This window comes from Nitrospirillum guaranorum (assembly GCF_034653275.1).
Taxonomy (GTDB): Bacteria; Pseudomonadota; Alphaproteobacteria; order Azospirillales; family Azospirillaceae; genus Nitrospirillum.
This window is the reverse complement of record NZ_JAYEES010000001.1, coordinates 1,093,323-1,116,270: the sequence shown is the minus strand read 5'-3', so window position 1 is coordinate 1,116,270 and position 22,948 is coordinate 1,093,323. Positions and strand designations below refer to the sequence as shown.

Here is a 22,948-nt window from a genome sequence, read left to right as displayed (position 1 = left end):
CTCACCCCGCCCGGCGCCCTCGCCGCATCGCGCTTTCGATGTCCGGCAGGAACACCGTCAGGATGCCCAGGGCCGGCAGGTAGGCGCAGACTTTGTAGACGGTGGTGATGCTGGTCAGGTCCGCCAGCCAGCCCAGGGCCGCCGCCGCCACGCCCGCCACGCCGAAGGCCAGGCCGAAGAACAGGCCGGCCACGGTGCCGACCTTGCCCGGCATCAACTCCTGGGCATAGACGACGATGGCCGGAAAGGCGGAGGCCAGGCAGACGCCGATGACGCCGCTCAGCACGCTGGTCCAAAACAGGTTGGCGTAAGGCAGGGCCAGGGTGAAGGGCAGCACGCCCAGGATGGACCACCAGATGACGTGCTTGCGCCCGAAGCGGTCACCGATGGGGCCGCCGGCGATGGTGCCGACCGCCGCGGCGCCCAGGAAGATGAACAGGTGCAACTGCGCCGCCTTCACCGACAGGCCGAAGGTCTGGATGAGATAGAAGGTGAAGTAGCTGGTGATGCTGGCCAGGTAGACATACTTGGAAAAGATCAGCACCAGCAGGATGACGAAGGCCAGGCTGACCTGGCGCGGCGTCAGGCCGGTCAGATCCTCCTTCACCGTCTTGGCCGCCTTGGGCTTGGCGTTACGCTTGTACCACAGGCCGATGTTGGCTAGGACGATCATGCCCAGAAGCGCCGCCAGGGAGAACCAGGCGATGCTGCCCCGGCCGTGCGGCACGATGATGAAGGCGGCCAGCAGGGGCCCCAGGGCCGAACCGGCGTTGCCGCCCACCTGGAACAGCGACTGGGCCAGCCCATGGCGCCCGCCCGAGGCCATGCGCGCCACGCGCGAGGATTCCGGGTGGAAGACGGACGAGCCCGTGCCCACCAGGGCCGCCGCCGCCAGCACCAGCGGGAAGCTGGGCGCCGTGGCCAGCAGCACCAGGCCCACCAGGGTGAAGCCCATGCCGATGGACAGGGAATAGGGCTTGGGCTTGGCGTCGGTGTAGAGGCCGATCAAGGGCTGTAGCAGCGAGGCGGTGATCTGGTAGACCAGGGTCACCAGGCCCACCTGGCTGAAGCTGAGGTCGAAGCTGCCCTTCAGGATGGGGTATATCGCCGGCAGCATGGACTGCATCATATCGTTCAACAAATGGCAGAAGCTGATGGCCCCCAGCACCGAGAACACGGTGCCGCCGGCCTTGGCCCCGATCTCACCCATGGCCGTTTGCCCCATGGGGGATGGTGCCGCCGCACCCACGCTTTCAGCCTGACTCACCGGTGACACTCCCGCCGCATTGGGGCCGCGTGACGCCGCGACCTTCCGGTTTCCCAACCGGCCCCCCTTGCAAGAGATCTTGCATTCCGGCGGCCGATGGACAAGCTAGCGCGCGTGCTGGCGGCCTGCTTTCGTCTTTAGGCCAAACTATTGCGGGACTGGGCCAGCAGGGAGAGACACGTCCATGGTCCGCAATGTCCGTTCCCAGGTTTACGAGACGGCGCCGCAGCCGGTCTTCGCGCTGGGCAACGATTATCCGCCTGGGCATGTGCTGCCGCCCCACCATCATCGGCGCTGCCAGCTGCTCTACGGCATCCGGGGCGTCATGACGGTGGCGACCGCACAAGGGTCGTGGATGGTCCCGGCGGAGCGGGCCGTGTGGATCCCGGCCGGCGTGGTCCATGAGGTGGCGGTGGTGGTGGGCCCGGCCGCCATGCGCAGCCTGTACATCGATCCGGCCGTGCTGCCGGCGGCGCGCGGTCCCGACACGCTGGACCCTGGGGGCGAACGCTGCCAGGTGGTGGGCGTCACCCCCCTAGCGCACGCCCTGTTGATGGAGGCGGTGGATCTGCCGGTGGGCGACGCGCCTGCGGACAGCCGCGGGGGAATGATCATGGCCCTGCTGCTGCATGAGCTGGCGTCGCTGCCCGTGCTGCCGTTGTCCATGCCGCTGCCCACCGACACGCGGCTGGCGGCCCGCTGCCGCGCCTTCGTGACCGATCCCGACCCGCACGCCACCATTGACGGCTGGGCCAGTGATCTGGGCATGAGCCGCCGGGCCTTCACCCGTCAGTTCCGGCGCGAAACCGGCCTCAGCTTCGCCGTTTGGCGCCAGCAGGCCTGTCTGTTCGCGGCCTTGCCCCGGCTGGCGGCGGGGGAGCCGGTGACCACGGTGGCGCTCGATTTGGGCTATGACAGCCCCGCCGCCTTCACCAGCATGTTCAAGCGCCTGCTGGGCGTGCCGCCCAGCCGCTACCTCAGCTCATGAAGCGCGAATTGGGGGCAGGGGCGCAATCACGGCAAGCAAGTTTCACGCGTCGATGATGGCCACCGCCCGTGTCCAGCCGGCCGAGGCCCCCTTGATCTTGGCGGGGAAGCAGCTGACGGTGAAGCCGGTGGCGGGCAGGGCCTCAAGGTTATGGAGCTTCTCCAGGTGGCAATAGCCGATGTCGCGGCCGGCTTTATGCCCCTCCCAGATCAGGCCGACGTCCTTAGTCTCGGCGAACTTCTTGGCGGTGTGGGGGAAGGGGGCGTCCCAGCTCCACGCGTCGGTGCCGGTGACGCGAACGCCGCGTTCCGTCAGGTACAGCGTCGCCTCCCGCCCCATGCCGCAACCGGCGCCCAGGAAGTCGCCATGGCCATAGCGGGATCCGGCCCGGGTGTTGACCAGTACGATGTCCAGGGGCCGCAGGATATGGCCGACGCGGGCCAACTCGGCCTCCACCTCGGCGGCGCTGACGACGTGGCCGTCGGGCAGGTGGCGGAAGTCCAGCTTGACCCCGGGGTTGAAGCACCATTCCAGCGGCACCTCATCGATGGTGATCGCCCGCTCCCCCTTGTTCATGGTGCTGGCATAGTGCCAGGGCGCGTCCAGATGGGTGCCGTTGTGGGTGGACAGGCGCACGGTCTCGGCCGCCGCGAACTCCGCGTCCGGCATGTCATTGGGGTCCAGTTCGGGGAAGAACACCGTCAGCTCATGCAGCGTGTCCTTGTGCGTCTGGTACTCGATGTGCGGACGCATGAAGGGCGGGTCGGCCACCACGTCATTGTCGAGGGTGACGGAGATGTCGATGAAGGTGCGGGCCATGCTGCCGGTTCCTGTCCTTGACCAATGCGGATGACGGGACCGCCCTGGTTGTCCCAGGGTGCGCTGGCGTTTCTAATCCTCCCGTCTTCGGGCCGCATTAGACCGGCGGGCGGGGGTAAAAGGAAAATCGATAAAACCCATGCGTCATCATCGATAGGGCGGATAGGTCATCCCCCCTCCGCCACCCGCACGCGCGGGATCAGGGTCCGCACCAGCAGGAGGGCCAGGCCGTAGGCCACCGCGCAATAGATGAACAGCGGGTGATAGCCGCCGCGGGCCGACAGCCGACTGGTGGCCTGCAGGATCAGCACGCCGCCCAGGTTGCCGCAGAAGGCGCCGACGCCGATGGCCGTGCCCACCATGCGGACGGGGAAGGCATCGGCCGCCAGGGCGAAAACGTTGGTGGAGAACCCCTGGTGCGCCGCCAACACCAGGCCCACCAGCAGCACCGCCGGCCAGGGGCTGTCCGCCCAGAGCGCCAGCGGCAGGGGTAGGACCAGCACGGCGGAGGCCGCCATGGGTATCCAGCGCGCCCGGCTGGGCGACACGCCCGCCGCGAGCAGGCGCGCCGGCACGATGCCGCCCAGCAGCGCGCCCACAGTGGCCAGGGCGTAAACGGTGGCCACCGGCGCCCCGATGTGGCGCATGTCGAGGTCGAAGCGCTGATGGAAGAAATCCGGCATCCACAGCAGCATGAACCACCAGACCGGGTCGGTCAGGAACTTGGCGCCCGCCACCGCCCAGCAGTGGCGGTCGGTCAGCAGGCGCCGCCACGGCCAGGCCGGCTGCCCCTCCGCTGCCACCGACGGGACAGCCTGGGCCGTCGGCCGCGACGGCAGCAGGAACCACGCCCCCAGCCAGACCACGCCGGCGGCCCCGGTGATGATGAAGGTGACGTGCCAGCCCCATTCCAGCGCCAGCCAGGGCAGGGCCAGGGGCGTCAGCACCGCGCCCACGTTGGGGGCGGCGTTCATCAGGCCGATGGCGATGGAGCGGCGATCGGCCGGGAACCAGCGCGCCACCGCCTTGGCCGCCGCCGGGGTGTTGGCGGCCTCCGCCACGCCCAGGGCCAGGCGGCAGGCCAGGAACTGCCCGGTGGTGCGGGCGCCGGCGTGGGCCATGGCCGCCAGGCTCCACGCCGCCACCGCCAGGGGATAGCCCCAGCGCAGGCCCACCTTGTCGATGAACCAGCCGGCCCCGACCAAGGCCAGCATGCCGGCGGCCTGGAACGCGGTCATGACCAGGCCGTAGTCCTCCGGCGCCCAGCCCAGATCGGCGTCGATCAAGGGCTTCAGCAGAGCCATGCTTTGCCGGTCGGCGTAGTTCAGGGCCGTGGCGGCGAAGACGCAGGCCAGCACCAGCCAGGGCGCCCAGCCCAAGGGGCGGCGGGCCGCCGCGGCGGGGATCTCCGCGGAGACTCCGGTCGAAGCGGCCGGGCCGGTGTCGGTCTGCGTCGTCATGCCCATGCCTCAGAACTTCGTTCGGATACCCAGGCCCAGGATGCGCTGGGCATCGCGCGGCACGCCCAGGCGGACATAGGTGGTGGAGGGCACGGCCACGCCGTTGACCACGCTGGTGGCGCTGTCCGGCACCTTGGAGACCGTATAGAACTGGTTCAGCAGGTTCTGGGCGTACAGGCGGACGACGAAGCGATCCTCGGGGGCGGCGAAATCCACACCCAAATTCCAGATCCCATAGGCCTTCTGGATGGTGGCCGGGGATTCGCCGATGTCCATCTGCTGGTCCGACCGCCAGGAATAGCTGGTGTCGATGGTGATGCCCACGGGCACGCTGTCCGGCAGGGGCAGCTTATAGGCCGCGTCCGCCGTCAGCTTCCACTTGGGGGCATAGGGCAGGACCTTGCCATTGGGGTAGGAGCAGGTGGCCGGTGCGCCGATGGGGCAGGCGAACCGCACGATGGTGGCATCGGTGTAGGACGCGCCGCCGTTCAAGGTCATGCCGGGCAGGGGCCGCGTCAGGAAATCGAGCTCCACGCCCTGCGTGCGTACCGTGCCGGCGTTGACCAGGGTGCTGACCACGGCACCGTTGATGTTGGTGAAGCTGTTGGTCTGGAAGCCGTCGATGTCGTCGCGGAACAGCGCCAGGCTGGCCACCACCTTGTTGTCCAGGGCGGAGGTCTTCAGCCCCGCCTCATAGGCGTTGGAGGTTTCCGGCGACAGGCGGCCGGTGTTGTTGGCCGCCATGTTGAAGAAGATGTTGTAGGCTGGCCCCTTGTAGCCCTGGGAATAGGTGAAGTAGGCCATGGTGTTGGGGGCCAGGTCGTACTGCACGCCCGCCTTGGCCGAGGCGTCGTTGCGGCTGTAGTTGTTGGCGCTGGCGAAGCTGGCGCCGATGCCGGCGAACCCCGTGGCCGTGGCCACGCGCTGGAAGGTGTAGTCCAGCTCGTCATGCGTCAGGCGGCCGCCGAAGGTCAGGCGGAAATCATCGGTGATGTGATAGGTGCCCTGGCCGAACAGCGCCTCGTTGTTGGTGGTCACGCTGTCCACCGCCGTGCCGGAGGCGCGGCCGTAGGTGGAACTGCCGGACGCGCAGGGGATGTTGCCATTGCCCAGCGCCGCCAGGGTGGAGGCGGTGCAGGTGACGTCCGAGCGGGTGAAGCGTTCCTTGGTGTCGGTGTGGAAGAAGAAGAACCCGCCGACATAATCGAAGCGGCCACCCAGGTCGGAGGCGTAACGCAGTTCCTGCGAATACTGGTTCAGGTCGACGTAGCCGTGGTCGGACAGGCTGGTGCTGCCGCCGGGCACGGACGATGCCACGTAGGCCGGGTAGCTGGCGGTGAAGTCGCCATCCCGCGTTTCCACATTGTGCCAGCCGCGCCAGGCGGAAATGGAGGTGACGGTGCCCGCCGGCAGCGCCCAGTCCACCTGGACGGAAGCGCCGAAGTTGCGATCCTTGGTGCGGGGATCAACGTCGTTGTTGATGTCCTTGTTGGTGGCCGACGGATACACGGGCGACAAGGCCGGGATCAGGCCGCGCACGTTGGCGGCGCTGTTGGAAATGATCTGGATGGATTCGGCGCAGCAATTGTCGTCCGCCTCGGCATAGTCGCCGATGAAGGTCACCTTGACCGCGTCGGTGGGCGTCCACTGCAGCTTGGCCCGGGCGCCCTTGTGGTCATAGCCGTTGATGTCGTGGCCGTTGTGGACGTTGCGGCCATTGCCGTCGGCATGGCCGTAGAAGGCCGCCAGCTGGGCCACCAGGTCGCTGCTGATGGGGGTGGAGATGCTGCTGCGCAGCCGCACCTCGCCATTGTCGGCGCCGGACGCCTCGGCATAGCCGCCGAATCTGGCCTTGGGATCCGCCGTCACGATGTTGATGACGCCGGCCGAGGCGTTCTTGCCGAACAGCGTGCCCTGGGGCCCGCGCAGCACCTCCACCCGGTCGATGTCCAGCAAGTCGGTCACCGCCATGCCGGAGCGGGCGTAGACCACGCCGTCCACCACGGTGGACACGCTGGGCTCGGCGCCCGAGCTGAACGACAGGGTGCCGATGCCGCGGATGTTGAGGGCGGAGTTCTTGTTGGTGGTGCCTTTGCGGAAGGTCACGCCCGGCACCAGGTTGGGCAGGGATTCCGAGGTGCTGACGCCGGCATGGGCCAGGGCGTCGCCCGTCACCACCGACATCGCGACGGGAACGGAGGTCAGGTTTTCCCCCGCTTCTGCGCCGTCACGATGATCTCGGTCAGCGCGTCGTCGTCTGTGGACGTGGCCTCCGCCGCGTGGGCCGCGCCCGCCAGGGACAGCGCCAGGGCGGCGGTGGCCAGCAGGCGGTATGACAAACGTGCTTTACCTGACTGTCCGATGGTGGCCCCGTTGATGGTCTTCATCCCTCGAACTTCCCTTCCATGGCATTAATTAACATCTAATGATGTGTTTATTAGTGATTTTTCACGAGCATATTTGCCAGACAATTTAGGTCGGTCAATGAACTTCGTCGCCAATTTGGACAATTGGCGTATGCACGCGCAACATTCCCCACAAAAAATTAGTTGAAAGCCGCGCCTGCGGGGTGGACAGTGGGCGCGCCTGGACATTGGCCCGCCGGCCCGTCCACATCAAGTTTCCGCTTGATATTCAGATACTTAACTATTTCGTTTCCGGACATGCCCGTCAGATGGAAAGGCCTGAGCCCCCATGTCGAACACCACATCCCCGTCCTCCCAGACGTCGTTGTCAGCCGCTCCCCATTGTGAGGTGAGCTGGTTTTCCGCCCTCTGCGACGACGACTACGAATTCCTGGGAGTGCGCGATCCGGCCCTGCTTTCCAGTTTCGAGCATTGTCGGAACATCGTACTGACGGCGGAGAAGGGCGGGTACGATAACATCCTTCTGCCGTCTGGCTACAGCCTGGGCATCGACACCACCGCCTTCGCGGCCGCCATGGCGCCGCTGCTGCGCCGCCTGAAGCTGCTGGTGGCCATCCGCTGCGGTGAGATGTGGCCGCCGCAGTTGGCTCGCCAATTGGCGACGCTGGACCAGATGCTGCAGGGGCGGCTCAGCATCAACATCATTTCCAGCGACATGCCCGGCGAGACGCTGCCCAGCGCCGCCCGCTACACCCGCACGACGGAACTGATGGCCCTGTTGCGCAGCCTGTTGAATGGCGAGGCGGTGGACTTCAAGGGCGAATTCTATCAGGTCGCCGTGGAGCCGCCGCGCGTGCGGCCCGTCAGCGGCAAGGCGCCGCTGTTCTATTTCGGCGGCCTGTCGGATGACGCGCGCGAGGCCGCGGCCAAGGGGGCGGACGTCTACCTGATGTGGCCGGACCGCCTGGGCGAGGTGAAGGCCATCGTTGACGACCTGTCGGCCCGCGCCGCCCGCCACGGCCGCACGCTGCGCTTCGGCTACCGCGTCCATGTGGTCGTGCGCGAAACGGAGGCGGAGGCGCGGGTGGCGGCCGACCGCCTGCTGTCCCACCTGGACGCGGCGGAGGGGGAACGCATCCGCAAACAATCGCTGGACAGCGCCTCGCTGGGTGTCAGCCGGCAGGCGGGCCTGCGCGAGGCCTCGGACAACGACGGCTACGTCGAGGAGAACCTGTGGACCGGCATCGGCCGCGCCCGTTCCGGTTGCGGCGCCGCCATCGTTGGCGACCCGGACCAGGTGCTGGCCAAACTGCGGGCCTATCAGGCCGTGGGGATCGAGGCCTTCATCCTGTCAGGCTATCCGCATGCGCGGGAATGTGACCTGTTCGCCCGCCACGTCCTGCCACATTTGGACCATGCCCCCCTTTAAAAGGGTTCCTTGAAAGGGAACATCTGTACCCTTAACCCCAGCCGCAACGGCCGGTATACAGGCCGTCGCGGCTGGAATTGGGGATGTGTCGGCCATGCCTGTTGAGAAGTACCGGGAGCGTGTGAAGTCTGAAAAGCGCGCCGCAGCCCTGGCCGCCGCCGGCCGGGCCTTCCTGTCCCACGGCTACGACCGCACCACCCTGGCCCATGTGGCCAAGGAGGCCGGCATTTCCACCGGCACCCTGTTCAAGCACTTCCCCACCAAGGCCGCCTTGTTCGAAGGCATCATGGAGCAGCTGTGGGAGGTTGATCCGGAGCTGCAGCGCCCGCTGCCGCCGGCCGGCAACCCCGCCGCCGGGCTGACCGCCATCGGCCACGATTATGCCGGCAAGCTGCGCCAGCCCCATACCGGCCCCTTGTTCCGCGTCATCATCGCGGAGGCGCCGCGCTTCCCCGAATTGGGGCAAGCCCTGTTCCAGCGGGGCAAGGCGCCCTATCTCGACCGCCTGCACGCCTACCTGCGGTCCGAGATCGCGGCCGGCACCATGGCCATCGCCGACGTGCCCCTGGCGGCGCGCCAGTTCCTGGGCATGATCAACGACCTGATCTTCTGGCCCACCTTCCTGGCCGCCGACCTGGTGGTGGATGACGCCGAAGTGGCCCGGGTGATCGGTGAGGCGGTGCTGACCCTGCTGGCCCGCTACGGCCGCCCGGTCAAGGACGCGGCGGTACGGCCGCGTGAACGCTGATCGAGCAGCCATTCCCGCTAGCCGGGCGCCTCATTAATTACATCGGCCCTTGTTGGCGGCGCCCCACTGTCGTCAGGAGATGCGATAAGGCGGCCCGCATCGACTTGCCTGTCGCCTTATAGGTGCCGGGGTGCGCCCGGTCTCGTCGCGAGCGGATCGTGGAAGTGTCAGGCGGCGCGCAACTGCTGGACCAACAGGTCGAAGGCGCCGAACAGCGCGTTGGTGCGCACCAAGCGTCGGCCGGCATTGCCATCGACGATCAAGGCGGGGACGCCCTCGGCACCGAAGCGCGCCATCTCGGCACGCGCCGCCGACACCCGGTTCCGATAGGCCGAGAGCAGCTTTTCATCTGGCTCCTGCACCCGTTGCGCCGCTTGGGTGAAGCCGGCGCCGGCGAGGGTCTCGGTGACGACGCCGAGGTTGGAGTTGTTGCGGCCATCCTGATAGCGGGCGCGCTGCAGGATCTTCAACACGTCGAGTTCGCGCGCCGGCTCGGTGAGGCCGACGGCGACCAGGCCGAGTGTGGCCGGGGCGGAGTCGAACAGGCCCCCAGCTGCACCGAGCACATGCTCTCGATAGGCATCGGAAAAGGGCTGGCCGGTCAGGCGGGCGATGCGCTGGTCGTTCTGCCAGGCGTAGGCGGCGAAGTGCCTGTCCATCGGCCGCGAAGCCTCGCCCGCGAATAGGCCGGTCGGTGCCAGATCGAGCGTCACATCGTCGAGGTACGACAGTTTCTCAAGCGCCGGACCAGCGCCGTAGCACCAGCCGCAGAGCGGGTCGAACAGGTAGGTAATCCGCATATCCAGTTCCCCGTGTTGTCCGGAGATAGGGATAAGCGATTGGGATTGTGCTGAATATAGCGACTAATTATACACACTGTGTGCTATTAACTCACACTGGGTCTTGGCGGCATGGAGGCGATCAATCTCAATCGGCTTGCCTATTTCGTCGCCGTGGTCGACGCGGGCTCGTTCACGCGCGCCGCAGAGCGTCTTGGCATCACCAAGACGGTCGTCAGCCAGCAGGTGGCCCGGCTGGAGGCGGACCTACGAACGAGCCTTCTCCTTAGGACCACCCGTCGGGTGGAGCCGACCGAAGCCGGCCGCTTGCTGCATGCCCGGGCTGTCATCATCCTGCGCGAAGCCGAGGATGCCTTCGGCGAAGTCGCCGAGGTCACGGCGAGCCCCGCCGGGACATTGCGGATCGCCGCGCCGAATGACCTCGGCACATCGACCATTGCGCCGTTGGTGGCAAAGTTCTGCCGGACCTACCCGGCCTGCACAGCCGACCTCGTCCTGTCGGACGCCAAGATCGACTTGATCGCCCATCACATCGATGTCTCGATCCGGGTCGGCTGGCTCGACGATTCAAGCCAGCAGGCACGCCGGATCGGCACATTCCGGCAGTTGCTCGTTGCCGCGCCCGACGTCGCCCGCACGCTTTCCGCTGATGTCCCCGACGATCTTGACCAGCAGCCATTCATCGCCAATGGCGCCTTGCGCGAACCGCTGGTCTGGCATTTCTCGCGCGGCGACTTCGACCGCCGCACCATCCGTATGCGTCTGTCGATGACCATCAACGCGACGCCGGCCGTCCTTGCCGCGACGCTCGCCGGGGGCGGCCTGTCAGTGCTGCCGGATTTCCTGGTTGCCGACCCGTTGCGGAGCGGCGCGCTCGTTCAGGTTCTGCCCGACTGGTCCCTGCCATCGGGCGGCATTCACGCGGTCTATCCCGCCGCCCGGTTTCGTCCGCCCAAAGTAACGGCCTTTGTCGCCATGCTGGAAGCGGACGTGAAGCGGCCGCCGATCGCGCCCGGTAGGTCGACAGCGCCCTGACCGAACAGCACGGCCGCCCGGTCAAGGACGCGGCGGTACGGCCGGCGTGAGCCGCTGGGCGAACATCCATTCCCGCCAGCCGGGCGCCAGGATCATGTCCGGCGGCACCCGGTGCTCCATCCCTTGATAACGCACGAAGACAGGCGCGCCGCCGGCGGCGGCTACCGCTTCCGCCCAGGCATGGTCGGGGGCGTAGGGGTTCTCGGTGTCCTGGTCGCCATGCACCTGCAGGGTGGGGACGGCCGCCACCCCGGGGGCCCGCGCCCGGTCCGGCGGCACGGATGAGAAGGCGACCGCCGCGGCGAAGCGCCCGGGCTTGACCACCAGCGCGTCCAGCGCCGCCGAGGCCCCCATGGAGAAGCCCACGACGTAGATCCGGGCCGTATCCACCGGCAGATGGCCCACCAGATCATCCACCAGGGCCAGCACGGCGGGCAGGGAGGGACCGGGGTGGGACGCCAGCAACCCGTCGCCGCCGGGGGCGTAGTCGGCGCTGCGCGCATCCACCTGGGGCACCACCACATAGGCCGGGAAGCGCTGCCGCAGGTCGGGCAGGGCCCAGGCCTTGGCGAAGCCGGTCATCTGCCCCGTGTTGTCCTGGCCGATGCTGCCGGAACCGTGCAGCACCACCACCAGCGGCAGCTTGGCTGCCATGGGCTGGGCCGCCACCGTGGCCGGCGCCAGCAGGCGGTATGGCACCGTGCGGCCGTCGGGGGCGGTGAAACTCTTGGCCAAGAAATCGTCGCTCAGCGGCGCCTTGATAACCTGGTCCACCGCCTTCAGGTCGTCCGCCAGGGGCGCGTAGGGCAGGGTTCGTTCCTCGATGCGGCCGGGTTCCGCCTGGGCCCTTGAAACCAGCGCCATCATCGACAACGCCACCAAACCTGTCCGCAGCACGGCCGTCCTCTCCGTCAGTCCGCCAGCAACATGGGGGCGCGGCCATCGACCAGCAAGCGGTCGCTCTCATCCTTCAGCGCCACGCCCGTCACCTGGCGGCGCAGCGCCTGGCGCAGCAGCCAAGCCAGCTTGAAGGCCGCCAGGTCGTGGGACAGGCCGCCGTCGCGGATGTTGGACAGGCAGTTGCGCTCCGCATCCAGGCGCCCGGGGGCGGGGTTCAGGGTCAGATAGACGCCCAGGCTGTCGGGGGCGGACAGGCCCGGCCGTTCCCCGATCAGCATGGCCACGGTGCGGGCGCCCAGCGCTTGCCCCACCGCATCGCCCAGGGCCACCCGCGCCTGGGACGCCACCACCACCGGTGCCAGGCGCCACCCCTCCCGCTGGACCCAGGGCAGGAAGGCGGCCAGCAGGGGCAGGGCCTGGCGGTGCACCGCCGTCGCCGACAGCCCGTCAGCGATGACGATCGCCAGGTCCGGCCTGGTCATGGGCGGTTCCGGCAGCGCTTCCCGACTGGCCGGATCCAGCAGGCGCCCCAGATCCGGGCGATTGAGGTGGGTGGCGCGGTCGGGCGCAGCGCTATGCGCCGCCAGCGGGGCCAACCCCAGGGCCGCCAGCTGTACCATCAGTCCGGCGGCATCGAAGGGCGTGTGCACGGCATCCCGCGCCTTGGCGTGGGCCAGGGCGAAGCGCAGCACCTCCGCCGTCGGCAGGCTGTCGCCCGCACGGCCCAGGGCGATGCGCGCCGGCGTGGCGGCGGCCAGGTGCGCCCAGGCGTCGGGCGTGACCGTCGGCTTGTCCATCAGCGCCATCCCCGCAGCAAGGGCTGGCTGGGTGGCTGGGGCAGGGGCCGGCCGTCGGCGCCGGTGATGCCCATGGTGGCCAGCCAGGCCTCGAATTCCGGCGCGCGCTTCAGGCCCAACAGGCGGCGGATATAAAGGGCGTCATGGAAAGAGGTCGACTGGTAGTTCAGCATGACGTCGTCCGCCCCCGGGACACCCATGACATAGGAGACGCCGGCGGTGGCCAGCAGGGTCAGCAGCGTGTCCATGTCGTCCTGGTCGGCCTCGGCATGGTTGGTGTAGCAGACGTCGCACCCCAGCGGCAGGCCCAGCAGCTTGCCGCAAAAATGGTCCTCCAGCCCCGCGCGAATGATCTGCTTGCCGTCGTAAAGGTATTCCGGCCCGATGAAACCGACGACCGTGTTGACCAGCAGGGGCCGGAACTCCCGCGTCACGGCGTAGGCTCGCGCCTCCAGCGTCTGCTGGTCCACGCCGTGGTGGGCGTTGGCGGACAGGGCGCTGCCCTGGCCTGTTTCGAAATAGAGGGCGTTGTCGCCCACCGTGCCGCGCTTCAGCGCCTGGGCGGCCTCCATCCCCTCGCGCAGCAGGGCCAGGCTGACGCCGAAGCCCTGGTTGGCCGCCTGGGTGCCCGCCACGGACTGGAATACCAGGTCCAGCGGCACGCCGCGGTTCATCAGCTCGATGCTGGTGGTGACGTGGGTCAGGATGCAGGCCTGGGTGGGGATGGCGAAGCGCTGGATGATGCCGTCGATCAGGCGTGCCAGGTCGCCCAGCACCGACAGGCTGTCCGACACCGGGTTCAGGCCGATGACGGCGTCGCCGCAACCATAGAGCAGCCCATCCAGGATGCTGGCCGCCACGCCGCCGGGGTCGTCCGCCGGGTGGTTGGGCTGCAACCGCACGGCCAGCGTGCCGGGCAGGCCGATGGTGTTGCGGAACCGGGTGACGACGCGGCACTTGCGCGCCGCCAGGATCAGATCCTGGTTGCGCATGATCTTGGACACCGCCGCCGCCATCTCCGGCGTCAGGCCGGGGGCGAGGGCGGCCAACGTCTCCGCCGTCGCCTGGTCCGACAGCAGGTAATCGCGGAACCCGCCGACCGTCAGGTGCGACACCGGGGCGAAGGCGGCGGCGTCGTGCCGGTCCAGGATCAGGCGGGTGACCTCATCCGCCTCATAGGGCACCAGCGCCTCGGTCAGGAAGGTCTTCAGCGGCAGATCGGCCAGGCACATCTTGGCCGCCACGTTTTCCTCGGCCGACTGGGCGGCGATGCCGGCCAGCCGGTCGCCCGATCGGGGCGGCGTCGCCTTGGCCATCAGATCCTTGAGATCGGCGAATGTCCAGGTTCGGGCGCCCAAGGCGATGCGGTACGGCGCGCGTCCAACCAAGCCCACATCTCCCCTGACAGGCATCATGGCGGGGCCGATCATGACATCGAATGGGGGCGTGGAGAAGGTGCCCGCGCGGCGAGTGGCCCCAGCCTGGCACGGCCAAGCGGCCTACGGCGCCGGACCTGTGCCCTGGTATTTTGGCGGAGTGACTGACGGGAGGCGCGGGCATGAACGGATCGAAGTATTCCGCTGTCGTGGGGGCGTGGCTTTTCCTGGCTGTGCCGGCCTGGGCCCAGGCCGGTATGGCCCAGGCTCCGGTGTCGCTGGCGCTCGACACGTCGGAGGCGGACGAGGCCCTGCGCATCCTGGACAAGAGTACGGCCCGTGAGCCGGTCACGGCGGCGGATTGGAACCGACTGTTCGCGACGCGGCCCTATCAGTGGCTGAAGGCCCGGGAGGCGGCCATGGGCCGCCCCCTTTCCGATGAGGACTTCCAGCGCTTCCTGTTGTCGCCAGAGGCGGCGGCGCAGCGGTCGGATTGGGCATCGGCCTTGACCGCCATGAAACAGGCGGACATGGCGCGGCTGGGCGCCGGGGTCCTGGCCTGGCTGCCGCCGGGCGCCAGCATCCACGCCCAGGTGTTTCCGGAAATCAAGCCGCAGCGCAACAGCTTCGTCTGGAAAAAGCCCGCCACGGCGACGGCGGGTGAGGACGGCGGCCCGGCCATCTTCCTGGCCGTCAACCGGCAATCGCGCGACCAGTTCGAGAACACGGTGGCCCACGAATGCCACCACATCGGCCTGGAAAGCCTGGCGGCGCGGCAGGAAGAAGTGCAGGCGGGGCTGCCCGCCAACGTGAAGCGAGCCGTGACCTGGCTCAGCGCCTTCGGGGAGGGGGAGGCCATGCTGGCGGCCGCCGGCGCCGACCGGCATCCCCATTGGGAGGACGACGCCCCGGTCCGCGCCCGCTGGGACGGCGACATGCAGCGCTTCGCCACCGACCTCGACGCCATCCAACAGCTGCTGCTGGACATCCTGGACGACAAATTGATCCAGGACGCGGACATCATGAAGCGCGCGGCCCCGTTCTGGGGCGATGCCCAGGGGGCCTGGTACACCGTGGGCTATGAGATGGCCGTGCTGGTGGAAAAGCGCTTCGGCCGCGCGGCCTTCGACGATTGCCTGCTGGACCCGCGCAAGCTGCTGGAGCTCTATAACCAGGTGGCGCGGGAGGCCAACGCCCGGGGCGCCCGGCTGGCCACCTGGTCGCCGGATCTGCTGAAGCGGCTGCAAGGCGGTTGACCGGCCAACCGGGCATCGAACGGGGCGCACCAAACGGGCCTATGGAACGGGCGCGACAGTCGCGAAGTTATTGTGTACCAATGCCTTGGTAGACACCGTTCAAGGAGTGCGCCAATGACGACCCATGAGGATGAACCGCCGGCGCCATCGTCGGTTTCCCGGGCCCTCATCCTCTTCGTCGTCCTGGTCCTGGGCATAGGATTGGCCATCGGCTACCTGACGGTGCCGGGCCAGTGGTATTTGCACTTGGCCAAGCCTGGCTTCACGCCGCCCAATTGGGTGTTCGCGCCCGCCTGGACCATCCTTTATGTGCTGGTCGCCATCGCCGGGTGGCTGGTATGGCGGCGGGACAGGGACAGCCGGCCCATGCGGCTGTGGTGGATCCAGATGCTGCTGAACTTCTGTTGGTCGCCCATCTTCTTCGCCGCCCACCTGACGGGCCTGGCGCTGGCGGTCGTCCTGTTGCTGCTGATCACCATTCTGGCCTTCATCGCCACGGCCTGGCGTGGCGACCGTACCGCCGCCCTGCTATTCCTGCCCTATGCCGCCTGGGTCGCCTTCGCCTCGGCGCTGAACGCGGGGATCTATTTCCTGAACTGAGATGTGCGACAAATTCTCCCGCACGCGCATGAGGGGTGACGAGACGTGGGCGATCAATAGGATGGGGGCGTTTCCTCATCCTGGACAGCCTGACGCCCCATGCCACGCGCCCTGACGCTTCTTGCCGGTGCCTGCCTGCTGATCAGCACGGGGGCGCGGGCCGCCGATGCCGGGCCCGCGCCGCTCGACCACGGGCAGGTGGCGGATACGGTGGCGGCCATCAGCCGCCTGCTGCGCGACCACTATCCTTTGCCTGATATTTCCGTGCGGTACGGGAAGGTGCTGGCGCGAGAGTTGAAGGCCGGGCGCTACGACGGCCAGGCGGCGTGCCCGCTGGCCAAGAGGCTGACCGAGGACTTGCGGGCCGAGCATGCCGACCTGCACCTGGCCGTTCGGTGCGACGCCGCGCCTGGCGGCGGCCCGGGCGTGGAGGAGGTGGCCGGGCCCTACCACGGAATCGCCGCCGTCACCGTCGACCCCGACCTGCCGGTCACGACCATCCGCTCACCCGGGCCTTGGACCGCCAATGAGGCCGGCTTCGCCAGCGCCGCCGCCGCCATGGCCCTGGCCGCCCGGTCGCACTACGTCATCATCGACGTGCGCGGGAACGGCGGTGGCAATGGCGAGATCGGGGTGTTCCTGGCGACGTACTTCTTCCCCGTGGGGCAGGAGCGCCTGTTGGTCCGGGGGGTGCATCGTGACCCCGGCCGTGAGGAGCAGGAGTGGACCTACGGCTACGTCCCCGGCCGCCGCCTGGCCGATGCCAAGCTCTACATCCTGGTCGATGCCCATACCGGCTCGGCGGCGGAAGGTTTCGCCTTCGGTCTGCAGCGGGCCGGCCGGGCCACCATCGTTGGGCAGACGACGGCGGGCGCCGGCATCGCCGGCCATCTGGAGGACCTGCCCGGCGGCCTGTCGCTGTTCCTGCCCACCAAGCTGCTGCGGGCTGCGGATGGCGGTGACGGCTGGGAAGGGGTGGGGGTGCGGCCCGACGTGGTGACGGAGCCCGGCCAGGAAAAGGCCGCCGCCTACGACCTGATCCGCGCCGACTGGCCCACAGCGCGCCAGAACCCGGACTTCGCCCTGACGACCACGCTGCCGCCCGATCAGCGTCCCCCGCTGGACGCGGCAGCCGCGCCCTGGGACCTGGGGCAGGCGACGCTGCCCCAGGTGGAGCGCTGCCGCCATACCGAGCCCGATCCGGACGACTCCGGTGTACGCCTCATGACGAATGTCTGTCCCCAGCCCATCACCCTGGAACAGCGCCGCAGCACCAACCCGAACACGCTGCGCCTGGACACGCTGGACAGCGGCCAGACCCTGGCCACCAGGGCCACGCCGCGCGGCGGCTGGCGCATCATGGCCGTGTGCCCCGCTGGCTATCGCAGCAGCGTGCCGGTGACGGTAGACAACATCACTGCCATTTCCAACAGCACCTATGAGTGCGTGCGGGAGTAGGGTGCCCTATCGCCCCAGCGGCCTGGTTATCGGCGGCCCGTCGCGGGGGAAAATCCTCGGCGCGCAGTGTCCCGGCACTGCAGCAGGACCACGCCGCCGGACCCGGATTCCAGCGGGCCGGCGGCGATTAGATTGCACGTCGTGACTTCCCATGAAGCCGAACGTGGCCTCCAGGTAGTTCTTCTGGAAATCCATGGCCGTGAAGGGGCCGCTTTGATAAAGCCGCACTATCGTCACGGATTGCCCTTGTATGTCGAGGCTGCGGTCGCCTGCAGCAGACGCCAGAGTGCCGACGCTGCCGGCCCATGAACGCGTCCGGCCTGACGCGCGGCGACGAGCTCAATCACGCCGCCGCGAAAATAACCGTTGGCCAGAGAGATCAACCGGCCTTCCTGCAATTCGGTATCGACAAGGAAATCCGGCATGTGGCCCCAGCCAAGACCCTGCAAGATAACTTCCTTCTTCATCAGTTGATCACTAACCGTGCAGGTCCGCGCACCTTCGATGACGTAGTAGTTTCTTGCGGGCAAATTCTCCGCGCTATCTCGAATGACGCACTGAACCAAGTCCCGCATTCGTTCAGGCGACGCCTCCTCCACCGGAAAGGGCAGGAAATTCGGGGCGATGACGGGGATCAACCGAACGCGGCGAAGGTCGATCGTTTCAAAGCGCGGATCGCTCTGATCGACGTGATGCAGGATCAGATCCGCACGATCCTCCAACAGCAGTTCCCAAGGGCCGGAAATCGCGGCGAACTGAAGGTGCAAACGGGTGGCGGGACGTCCGTCAAAGAAGTCGCGCAGGAGCCGCAGCATTTCGGGAAGCGGCGACAGATCGCCGATAACGACCCGTAACTCGCTTTCCTCGCCGGCGGCAAGCTGGGCCGCGTAGACCTGAAGGTCCGCCATTTCCGTGAGCACGCGTCTGGCGCGCGCCAGGAATGCCTCTCCAGCGGGCGTAAGGACCATGCGGTATCCGGCTCGATCAAACAGGGGAAAACCAATCTGACGCTCAACGTTGGTGATGGCCGTATGCAGGGTAGGGTGGGTACGGCCGAGCCGCAGCGCGGCGGCTTGCAGTGATCCTTCCGAGACAACGGCGTCGATCGAGCGGAGCTGGGCGAGCGTCAAACCATGCATGGGGCTAAAATCTACAATGTTGGAAGAAATTTTGTAAAATAATTTTATGCCGAACGCATGTAGATCCCCTGGGAAGAAAGAAGGAGGCCCACATGCGTGCTATCGTCATAACCCGACCCGGCGGTCCCGAAGTTCTCAGTCTCGCCGAACGCCCGAAACCGGAGCCACGATCAGGCGAAATTCTGATCGCGGTCAAAGCCTTCGGCTTAAACCGGGCGGAGCTTTATTTTCGGAGCGGCGCCTGGGGCGAAGTGGCGGAGATCAGCGGCATCGAATGCGCCGGTGTCATTCAGACTGATCCCGAGGGTGGCTTTGCGCCCGGCCAAAAGGTCGTCGCTCTCATGGGCGGGATGGGACGTACACGTAACGGCTCCTACGCTGAGTTCGTGAGCGTGCCGCGCGAAAACGTTGTTGCCATCAACACCGATCTGCCTTGGGAAGAACTCGCAGCACTTCCTGAATCCTACGCCACCGCCTGGACCTGTCTGGTTGGGAATCTCCAACTGGCTTCCGCCCAGACGCTGGTGATCCGAGGGGCGACTTCCGCGCTGGGTCAAGCGGCCCTGAACATCGCGAATGGTCTGGGAGTCAGAACGGTCGCCACTACTCGTCGGGCGGAACGGGCCGAGATGCTGTGCCGACTTGGTGCGGCGCATGTCCTGATTGGCGCCAGCAAGTTGGCTGCCGAGGTGCGAGACATCGCGCCGACCGGCGTGGATGCGGTGCTGGATCTGATCGGCACAACGAGCGTGCTCGACTCTCTGGCAGCACTCCGGCGGGGTGGTCGAGTTTGCCTGGCTGGGTTTCTTGGCGGTGGCGCGCCGTTGGACAAGTTTGATCCCGTCTTCCAAATGCCGAGCGGCGTCCATCTCAGCACATTCGCCAGCGCGTTCGCCTTCGGCACCCCGGAGTATCCGCTCGGAGTGATTCCGTTCCAGGACTTCGCCGACAATGTCGCCCGAGGGGCCTACCAGGCCAGGCCTGCCCGTGTATTTGGTTTTGCCGACATCCAGGCGGCGCATCGGCTGATGGAGACGGACGCGGCCGGCGGGAAGGTGGTCTTGCGAGTTTAAAGATGGAGGACAACATCCAACTGATATTAAAAGAATGTCGCACTTCACTTTTGAGTCCACCCCACCTATATGCGTGTTTCAACCGGATAGAAGTGTCAGGGTATCCTGCAAAGTAGAACTGTCAGTGCGGGGGTGGGGCGGGCCGCGAAGCCAGCGGCGGAGCGGACCGGCCCACCCCCGCAGGGCGCCCCGGCAAACCCCGCTTGCGCCCCGCTTTGCCCCCGGTCTGGACATAGCCAACGCGCTCACTGTTGGTCTGGACCTTCGGTGCCGGCATCGCCTCCTGCGTCTCCCGGATCTCAGCCAACACCGCCGACAGCCGCTTATTCTCAACCACCGCCGCGTGGCTGACCCGCTGGTTCTTGTCAAACGCGGTGTAGGGCAGGGCCACTCCCTGCCAGCGGAACTCCAGCCGCCCGTCCGCAAAGGCGTAGCTGTCCACATACTGCCCCACCAGGCCCCGCGTCACCGCCGTCTCCGCCAGCATCACCCGCCGCCGCTCATAAGACAGCGTCAACTGCCGCCCCACATACCGCCGCTCCCGCCAGCATAGAATGTCCCGCAGCCGCTCCGTCGACACCGTCAGCGGACGGTGCACATCCTCCGGCCGGGCAGGGGCCACCGCAAACCGCCCGTTGAACCGCTCCATGAACCCGGGCAAAAAGGCGTTCCCCGCCGCCATGTCGCTGATCCCCGCCAGCCGCAACTCCTTCACCAGCCGGTCCTGCAGCGTCCGGTTCACCCGCTCAACCCGCCCCTTCGCCTGACTGGAGTTCGCGCACAGGATCTCGATCCCCAACTCCGCCAAGGCCCGACCGAACTGCGTCATCCCTTGCCCCGTCCGCGCCTCCGTCTTCGCCACCCGGAACACCGTGTGCTTGTCGGAGTAAAACGCCACCGGCCGGCCATGTCGCGTCACGTATCCCTCCAGCGCCGCGAAGTAGCTGAACGCGCTCTCCGACGCCGCAAACCGCAGTTCCATCAATCGGCCCGTCGCATCGTCGATGAACACCAGCAGGCTGCACGGGCCAGCCCGGTCCTCAAACCACCGATGTTCGCTGCCGTCGATCTGAACCAGTTCGCCCAAGCGCTCCCGGCGCAGGCGAGGGCGATGGAACTGACGCCGCTGATGCCGCGATACCCACAACCCCGCCGCGGACATCCACCCCCGCAGCGTCTCCCGCGACACAACCAGGCCGTGACGCTCCGCCAACTGCTCCGCCGCCAGCGTCGGACCGAAATCCGCATAGTGCCGCCGCACCAGCTCCAGCGCCAACTCGCGCAGCCCAGACCCCAACGTGCGGTTCGACGGCCGACCCCGCGCCCGGTGCACAAGAGCACCACCTCCGCCCGATCGATACCGGCTCAGCAACCGCCATACCTGACGCTCGCTCAAGCCCAAAACAGCTGCCGCTGAGCCAGCTGTCAGACGGCCACCCACAACATCCGACAGCACCTCAACCCGACGAACGTCCCGTTCGCTCATCACGACCCAGCCCACCGCAGCCTCCCACGTCGGACACAGCCAACCGGAAGACTGACAGTTCTACTTTGCACAAGTCTGACATTTTAACTTTGCGCCTACAATGCGAAAACCGATAATCTATCTTATGGAAATTAAATCATGCCATTGGAAGGGACCCCGTTTCCGGTGATCCCCTCCAATCGCCTTAGCTTATAAGGTTCAGGGTCACTGGGCCGGCTGCACCATCAGGCTGATCTTCTGGATCGTCAGGCCCGCGTCGGCATTCATCGTCGGCTTCTCGCCCGTGCCCGTACGGCCGGTGGTGGCTTCGAAGCTGACGGTGACGTCGGACAGGCTGGCCTTGCCGCCGGCGACCTCGCGCAGGGCGTCGGTGACGTCGAAGTCGTCGGTCTTGGGCGCCTGGTGCTCGGCATGCTTGGCGGCCGCGGCGCCCGACAGGCTGAAGAAGCTGATGGTGCCCACCTGCACGCGCTTCTTGGGGTCCTTGCTGTTCTCCAGGAACACGTCGAACATGGTGCCGGGGTGCGCCTTGTAGCTGATACCCTCCAGGATCAAATGGGTTTCGGTCGCCGCCGCGTTCCTTGGGGCCAGCGCGAAGGCCTGCAGCCGCGCCTTGTCACCGCCCTGGGGCATGGTGATCTTCACCTTGGTCTTGGCCTGCGTCAGCGCCAGCGGCTGGGAGGGCGCGTTCAACGGTTGGGGCTCCGCAAGCAGGCTTTCGGTGGCGGGCGCGCTGGGCGGCAACGGGTTGGGCGGCTGGTCGCCGGCCTTCACCGTCGCGGCGGCCAGCGCGACCGTCGAACCGGCACTGGCCACCAGCGTCTCGCCGGCACCGCGGGCGCAGTTCGTTTCCTGCTCATATTTGTAGTCGACGATGGTGCCGTTGAACAGGTCGCGGACGGTGACCGTGAATTCCTTGCCGCTGGTGTCAACGAAGGAATACGGCTGGTTCAGGAAGGCGTCGGTGTCCGGGTTCTGGTGGCCGCTGATATTGCTCCAGCAACTCCACATCCGGTCGATGTTGGCGTGATGCGACCAGAACACCGGATCGTTGGAGGAATAAGGCACCGAGCCCATGTCCACCACCGGGCAGGTCACGCCCACGGTGCAGTGGACATAACCGTGCACCCTGCCCTCGATATAGTTCTGGTAGGCGGTGAACTGCTTCAGCTTCAGCGCGGAATTGATGTTTGTGGAGTTGCCGTTCAGCGTGGCCTTGCCGGTCAGCCAGCCGGGGGCGCGGCGGGCCTCATACAGCGGGTTCGGCTGGGTCTTGCCCGAACCGTCGACGTAGGTCTTGTCGATGAAGGCCGCCGGCATGGCCAGTTCGGCCGGGTTGCTGTAGTCCCAATACGGCAGGCGCAAGGTCGGGTCGCCCGCGGCCGCCTGCAGCTGCTTTTCGAAATACAGCAGGTACAGGCGGTGCCAGGCGAAGAACCAGGGCGTGCCGTGCTGGCAATTCGCCCAGACGTCCTTGGCCACCTGGTCGGGCGGGGTCGTGTCCTGAATACCCTTGAAATAGACCAGGTATTGCTGGGGCAGGCCCTGCGTGTTGTCGGCCACCGTGCCGAAGGGGGAGTCCGGGCCGAAATAGCCATGCATGTTGGCCCAATATTCCCAGCTGGTGCGGTACTCGGCGCTGGCGTGGTCCGCGCTGTTGCGCGCCTTCATGACCGCCACCGCCTTGCGCAGGCTGGCGACCTTGGCCGGGTCCTTGGCGAAGTCCTGCCAGCTGAGGCGGATGCCGTCCGGGGTTTTGGCCGGGGTTTTGGCCGGAGCCTTGGCCGCTTCCGCGTTCGCCTCGGCATGGGATAGGGATGGGACGGCGAATGCCGTGGCGATGGCGAGGGTCGCCGCGCCGATCAGACGACGGGCGGCACGCGATGATGTGGTGATGCGCATTTCACAACCCCTGGGTGAAATCGATGCGCGACTCATATCTCGACCTGCG

20 protein-coding genes are annotated in these 22,948 nt (G+C 67.2%); 8 read left to right on the top strand and 12 right to left on the bottom strand.

Annotated elements, in window-relative coordinates:
- Window position 1 precedes the first annotated feature (1 nt).
- Entirely contained in the window at window positions 2–1,267 is a 1,266-nt protein-coding gene (locus UAJ10_RS04490; protein WP_322914161.1) for an MFS transporter, read from the bottom strand.
- A 184-nt stretch (window positions 1,268–1,451) separates the two neighbouring features.
- On the opposite strand from UAJ10_RS04490, the gene UAJ10_RS04485 reads away from it, so the two are divergent.
- Entirely contained in the window at window positions 1,452–2,255 is an 804-nt protein-coding gene (locus tag UAJ10_RS04485; protein ID WP_322914160.1) for an AraC family transcriptional regulator, read from the top strand.
- A 42-nt stretch (window positions 2,256–2,297) separates the two neighbouring features.
- Here UAJ10_RS04485 and UAJ10_RS04480 read toward each other — a convergent pair whose 3' ends face one another.
- From UAJ10_RS04480 to UAJ10_RS04465, 4 genes are all read right to left on the bottom strand, one after another.
- Complete coding sequence (locus UAJ10_RS04480) at window positions 2,298–3,074, bottom strand: cyclase family protein (protein WP_322914159.1); 777 nt, start codon at window positions 3,072–3,074, stop codon at window positions 2,298–2,300.
- A 167-nt stretch (window positions 3,075–3,241) separates the two neighbouring features.
- Window positions 3,242–4,534, bottom strand: coding sequence for an MFS transporter (locus tag UAJ10_RS04475; RefSeq protein ID WP_322914158.1), 1,293 nt, complete (start codon window positions 4,532–4,534; stop codon window positions 3,242–3,244).
- A 9-nt stretch (window positions 4,535–4,543) separates the two neighbouring features.
- The gene (locus tag UAJ10_RS04470; protein ID WP_322914498.1) at window positions 4,544–6,739 is read right to left on the bottom strand and encodes a TonB-dependent receptor; all 2,196 of its coding nucleotides are present in this window, start codon (window positions 6,737–6,739) and stop codon (window positions 4,544–4,546) included.
- Window positions 6,736–6,921, bottom strand: coding sequence for a hypothetical protein (locus UAJ10_RS04465; protein ID WP_322914157.1), 186 nt, complete (start codon window positions 6,919–6,921; stop codon window positions 6,736–6,738). Before UAJ10_RS04465 ends, UAJ10_RS04470 begins: the two co-directional genes overlap by 4 nt.
- 367 nt (window positions 6,922–7,288) lie before the next feature.
- Between UAJ10_RS04465 and UAJ10_RS04460 the strand changes: the two genes are divergently transcribed.
- Together UAJ10_RS04460 and UAJ10_RS04455 are read left to right on the top strand one after the other, a co-directional pair.
- The gene (locus UAJ10_RS04460) at window positions 7,289–8,329 is read left to right on the top strand and encodes an LLM class flavin-dependent oxidoreductase (RefSeq protein ID WP_322914156.1); all 1,041 of its coding nucleotides are present in this window, start codon (window positions 7,289–7,291) and stop codon (window positions 8,327–8,329) included.
- A 94-nt stretch (window positions 8,330–8,423) separates the two neighbouring features.
- Window positions 8,424–9,077: a TetR/AcrR family transcriptional regulator gene (locus UAJ10_RS04455; RefSeq protein WP_322914155.1), complete on the top strand. Its 654-nt coding sequence runs from the start codon at window positions 8,424–8,426 to the stop codon at window positions 9,075–9,077.
- A 167-nt stretch (window positions 9,078–9,244) separates the two neighbouring features.
- On the opposite strand, the gene UAJ10_RS04450 is transcribed toward UAJ10_RS04455, so the two are convergent.
- Window positions 9,245–9,877, bottom strand: a complete 633-nt coding sequence (locus UAJ10_RS04450; protein ID WP_322914154.1) for a DsbA family protein — start codon at window positions 9,875–9,877, stop codon at window positions 9,245–9,247.
- A gap of 111 nt (window positions 9,878–9,988) precedes the next feature.
- Between UAJ10_RS04450 and UAJ10_RS04445 the strand changes: the two genes are divergently transcribed.
- On the top strand, window positions 9,989–10,912 hold the full coding sequence (locus UAJ10_RS04445; RefSeq protein ID WP_322914153.1) for a LysR family transcriptional regulator: 924 nt from the start codon (window positions 9,989–9,991) through the stop codon (window positions 10,910–10,912).
- Between the two features lie 21 nt (window positions 10,913–10,933).
- Here the strand turns inward: UAJ10_RS04445 and UAJ10_RS04440 are convergent, their stop codons facing one another.
- From UAJ10_RS04440 to UAJ10_RS04430, 3 genes are read right to left on the bottom strand one after another with little or no spacing between them, the layout of a single operon-like run.
- Complete coding sequence (locus UAJ10_RS04440) at window positions 10,934–11,809, bottom strand: carboxylesterase family protein (protein ID WP_322914152.1); 876 nt, start codon at window positions 11,807–11,809, stop codon at window positions 10,934–10,936.
- Window positions 11,810–11,823: 14 nt separating this feature from the next.
- Window positions 11,824–12,609: an ethanolamine ammonia-lyase subunit EutC gene (eutC, locus tag UAJ10_RS04435; RefSeq protein WP_322914151.1), complete on the bottom strand. Its 786-nt coding sequence runs from the start codon at window positions 12,607–12,609 to the stop codon at window positions 11,824–11,826.
- Window positions 12,609–13,925: an ethanolamine ammonia-lyase subunit EutB gene (locus UAJ10_RS04430; protein WP_416235346.1), complete on the bottom strand. Its 1,317-nt coding sequence runs from the start codon at window positions 13,923–13,925 to the stop codon at window positions 12,609–12,611. The genes eutC and UAJ10_RS04430 overlap by 1 nt, the downstream gene beginning before the upstream one ends.
- A gap of 242 nt (window positions 13,926–14,167) precedes the next feature.
- Here UAJ10_RS04430 and UAJ10_RS04425 point away from each other — a divergent pair, with 242 nt between their 5' ends.
- The 3 genes from UAJ10_RS04425 to UAJ10_RS04415 all read left to right on the top strand — a co-directional run bounded on the left by UAJ10_RS04425 (window position 14,168) and on the right by UAJ10_RS04415 (window position 17,299).
- Window positions 14,168–15,241 carry a DUF5700 domain-containing putative Zn-dependent protease gene (locus UAJ10_RS04425; RefSeq protein ID WP_322914149.1) on the top strand — a complete coding sequence of 358 codons (1,074 nt, stop codon included), beginning with the start codon at window positions 14,168–14,170 and terminating at the stop codon, window positions 15,239–15,241.
- A 114-nt stretch (window positions 15,242–15,355) separates the two neighbouring features.
- Complete coding sequence (locus UAJ10_RS04420) at window positions 15,356–15,841, top strand: TspO/MBR family protein (protein ID WP_322914148.1); 486 nt, start codon at window positions 15,356–15,358, stop codon at window positions 15,839–15,841.
- Between the two features lie 99 nt (window positions 15,842–15,940).
- Window positions 15,941–17,299 (top strand): S41 family peptidase, encoded by a 1,359-nt coding sequence (locus UAJ10_RS04415; RefSeq protein ID WP_322914147.1) that lies wholly within the window; start codon window positions 15,941–15,943, stop codon window positions 17,297–17,299.
- 233 nt (window positions 17,300–17,532) lie between these two features.
- Here the strand turns inward: UAJ10_RS04415 and UAJ10_RS04410 are convergent, their stop codons facing one another.
- Window positions 17,533–18,438, bottom strand: coding sequence for a LysR family transcriptional regulator (locus tag UAJ10_RS04410; RefSeq protein WP_322914146.1), 906 nt, complete (start codon window positions 18,436–18,438; stop codon window positions 17,533–17,535).
- A gap of 92 nt (window positions 18,439–18,530) precedes the next feature.
- On the opposite strand from UAJ10_RS04410, the gene UAJ10_RS04405 reads away from it, so the two are divergent.
- On the top strand, window positions 18,531–19,511 hold the full coding sequence (locus UAJ10_RS04405) for a zinc-binding dehydrogenase (RefSeq protein WP_322914145.1): 981 nt from the start codon (window positions 18,531–18,533) through the stop codon (window positions 19,509–19,511).
- A gap of 121 nt (window positions 19,512–19,632) precedes the next feature.
- Here the strand turns inward: UAJ10_RS04405 and UAJ10_RS04400 are convergent, their stop codons facing one another.
- Together UAJ10_RS04400 and UAJ10_RS04395 are read right to left on the bottom strand one after the other, a co-directional pair.
- Window positions 19,633–21,012, bottom strand: a complete 1,380-nt coding sequence (locus UAJ10_RS04400) for an ISNCY family transposase (protein ID WP_416235340.1) — start codon at window positions 21,010–21,012, stop codon at window positions 19,633–19,635.
- A gap of 189 nt (window positions 21,013–21,201) precedes the next feature.
- Window positions 21,202–22,899, bottom strand: coding sequence for a tyrosinase family protein (locus tag UAJ10_RS04395; RefSeq protein ID WP_322914144.1), 1,698 nt, complete (start codon window positions 22,897–22,899; stop codon window positions 21,202–21,204).
- Window positions 22,900–22,948: the final 49 nt, after the last annotated feature.

Excerpts from the sequence above, each read along its gene's own strand:
- UAJ10_RS04475 (WP_322914158.1), bottom strand. The coding sequence starts at position 4,534 with ATGACGACGCAGACCGACACCGGCCCGGCCGCTTCGACCGGAGTCTCC.
- eutC (WP_322914151.1), bottom strand. The coding sequence starts at position 12,609 with ATGGACAAGCCGACGGTCACGCCCGACGCCTGGGCGCACCTGGCCGCC.
- UAJ10_RS04395 (WP_322914144.1), bottom strand. The coding sequence starts at position 22,899 with ATGCGCATCACCACATCATCGCGTGCCGCCCGTCGTCTGATCGGCGCG.
- UAJ10_RS04450 (WP_322914154.1), bottom strand. The coding sequence starts at position 9,877 with ATGCGGATTACCTACCTGTTCGACCCGCTCTGCGGCTGGTGCTACGGC.
- UAJ10_RS04410 (WP_322914146.1), bottom strand. The coding sequence starts at position 18,438 with ATGCATGGTTTGACGCTCGCCCAGCTCCGCTCGATCGACGCCGTTGTC.
- UAJ10_RS04480 (WP_322914159.1), bottom strand. The coding sequence starts at position 3,074 with ATGGCCCGCACCTTCATCGACATCTCCGTCACCCTCGACAATGACGTG.
- UAJ10_RS04465 (WP_322914157.1), bottom strand. The coding sequence starts at position 6,921 with ATGAAGACCATCAACGGGGCCACCATCGGACAGTCAGGTAAAGCACGT.
- UAJ10_RS04420 (WP_322914148.1), top strand. The coding sequence starts at position 15,356 with ATGACGACCCATGAGGATGAACCGCCGGCGCCATCGTCGGTTTCCCGG.
- UAJ10_RS04430 (WP_416235346.1), bottom strand. The coding sequence starts at position 13,925 with ATGGCCAAGGCGACGCCGCCCCGATCGGGCGACCGGCTGGCCGGCATC.
- UAJ10_RS04405 (WP_322914145.1), top strand. The coding sequence starts at position 18,531 with ATGCGTGCTATCGTCATAACCCGACCCGGCGGTCCCGAAGTTCTCAGT.
- UAJ10_RS04445 (WP_322914153.1), top strand. The coding sequence starts at position 9,989 with ATGGAGGCGATCAATCTCAATCGGCTTGCCTATTTCGTCGCCGTGGTC.
- UAJ10_RS04455 (WP_322914155.1), top strand. The coding sequence starts at position 8,424 with ATGCCTGTTGAGAAGTACCGGGAGCGTGTGAAGTCTGAAAAGCGCGCC.
- UAJ10_RS04425 (WP_322914149.1), top strand. The coding sequence starts at position 14,168 with ATGAACGGATCGAAGTATTCCGCTGTCGTGGGGGCGTGGCTTTTCCTG.
- UAJ10_RS04485 (WP_322914160.1), top strand. The coding sequence starts at position 1,452 with ATGGTCCGCAATGTCCGTTCCCAGGTTTACGAGACGGCGCCGCAGCCG.
- UAJ10_RS04415 (WP_322914147.1), top strand. The coding sequence starts at position 15,941 with ATGCCACGCGCCCTGACGCTTCTTGCCGGTGCCTGCCTGCTGATCAGC.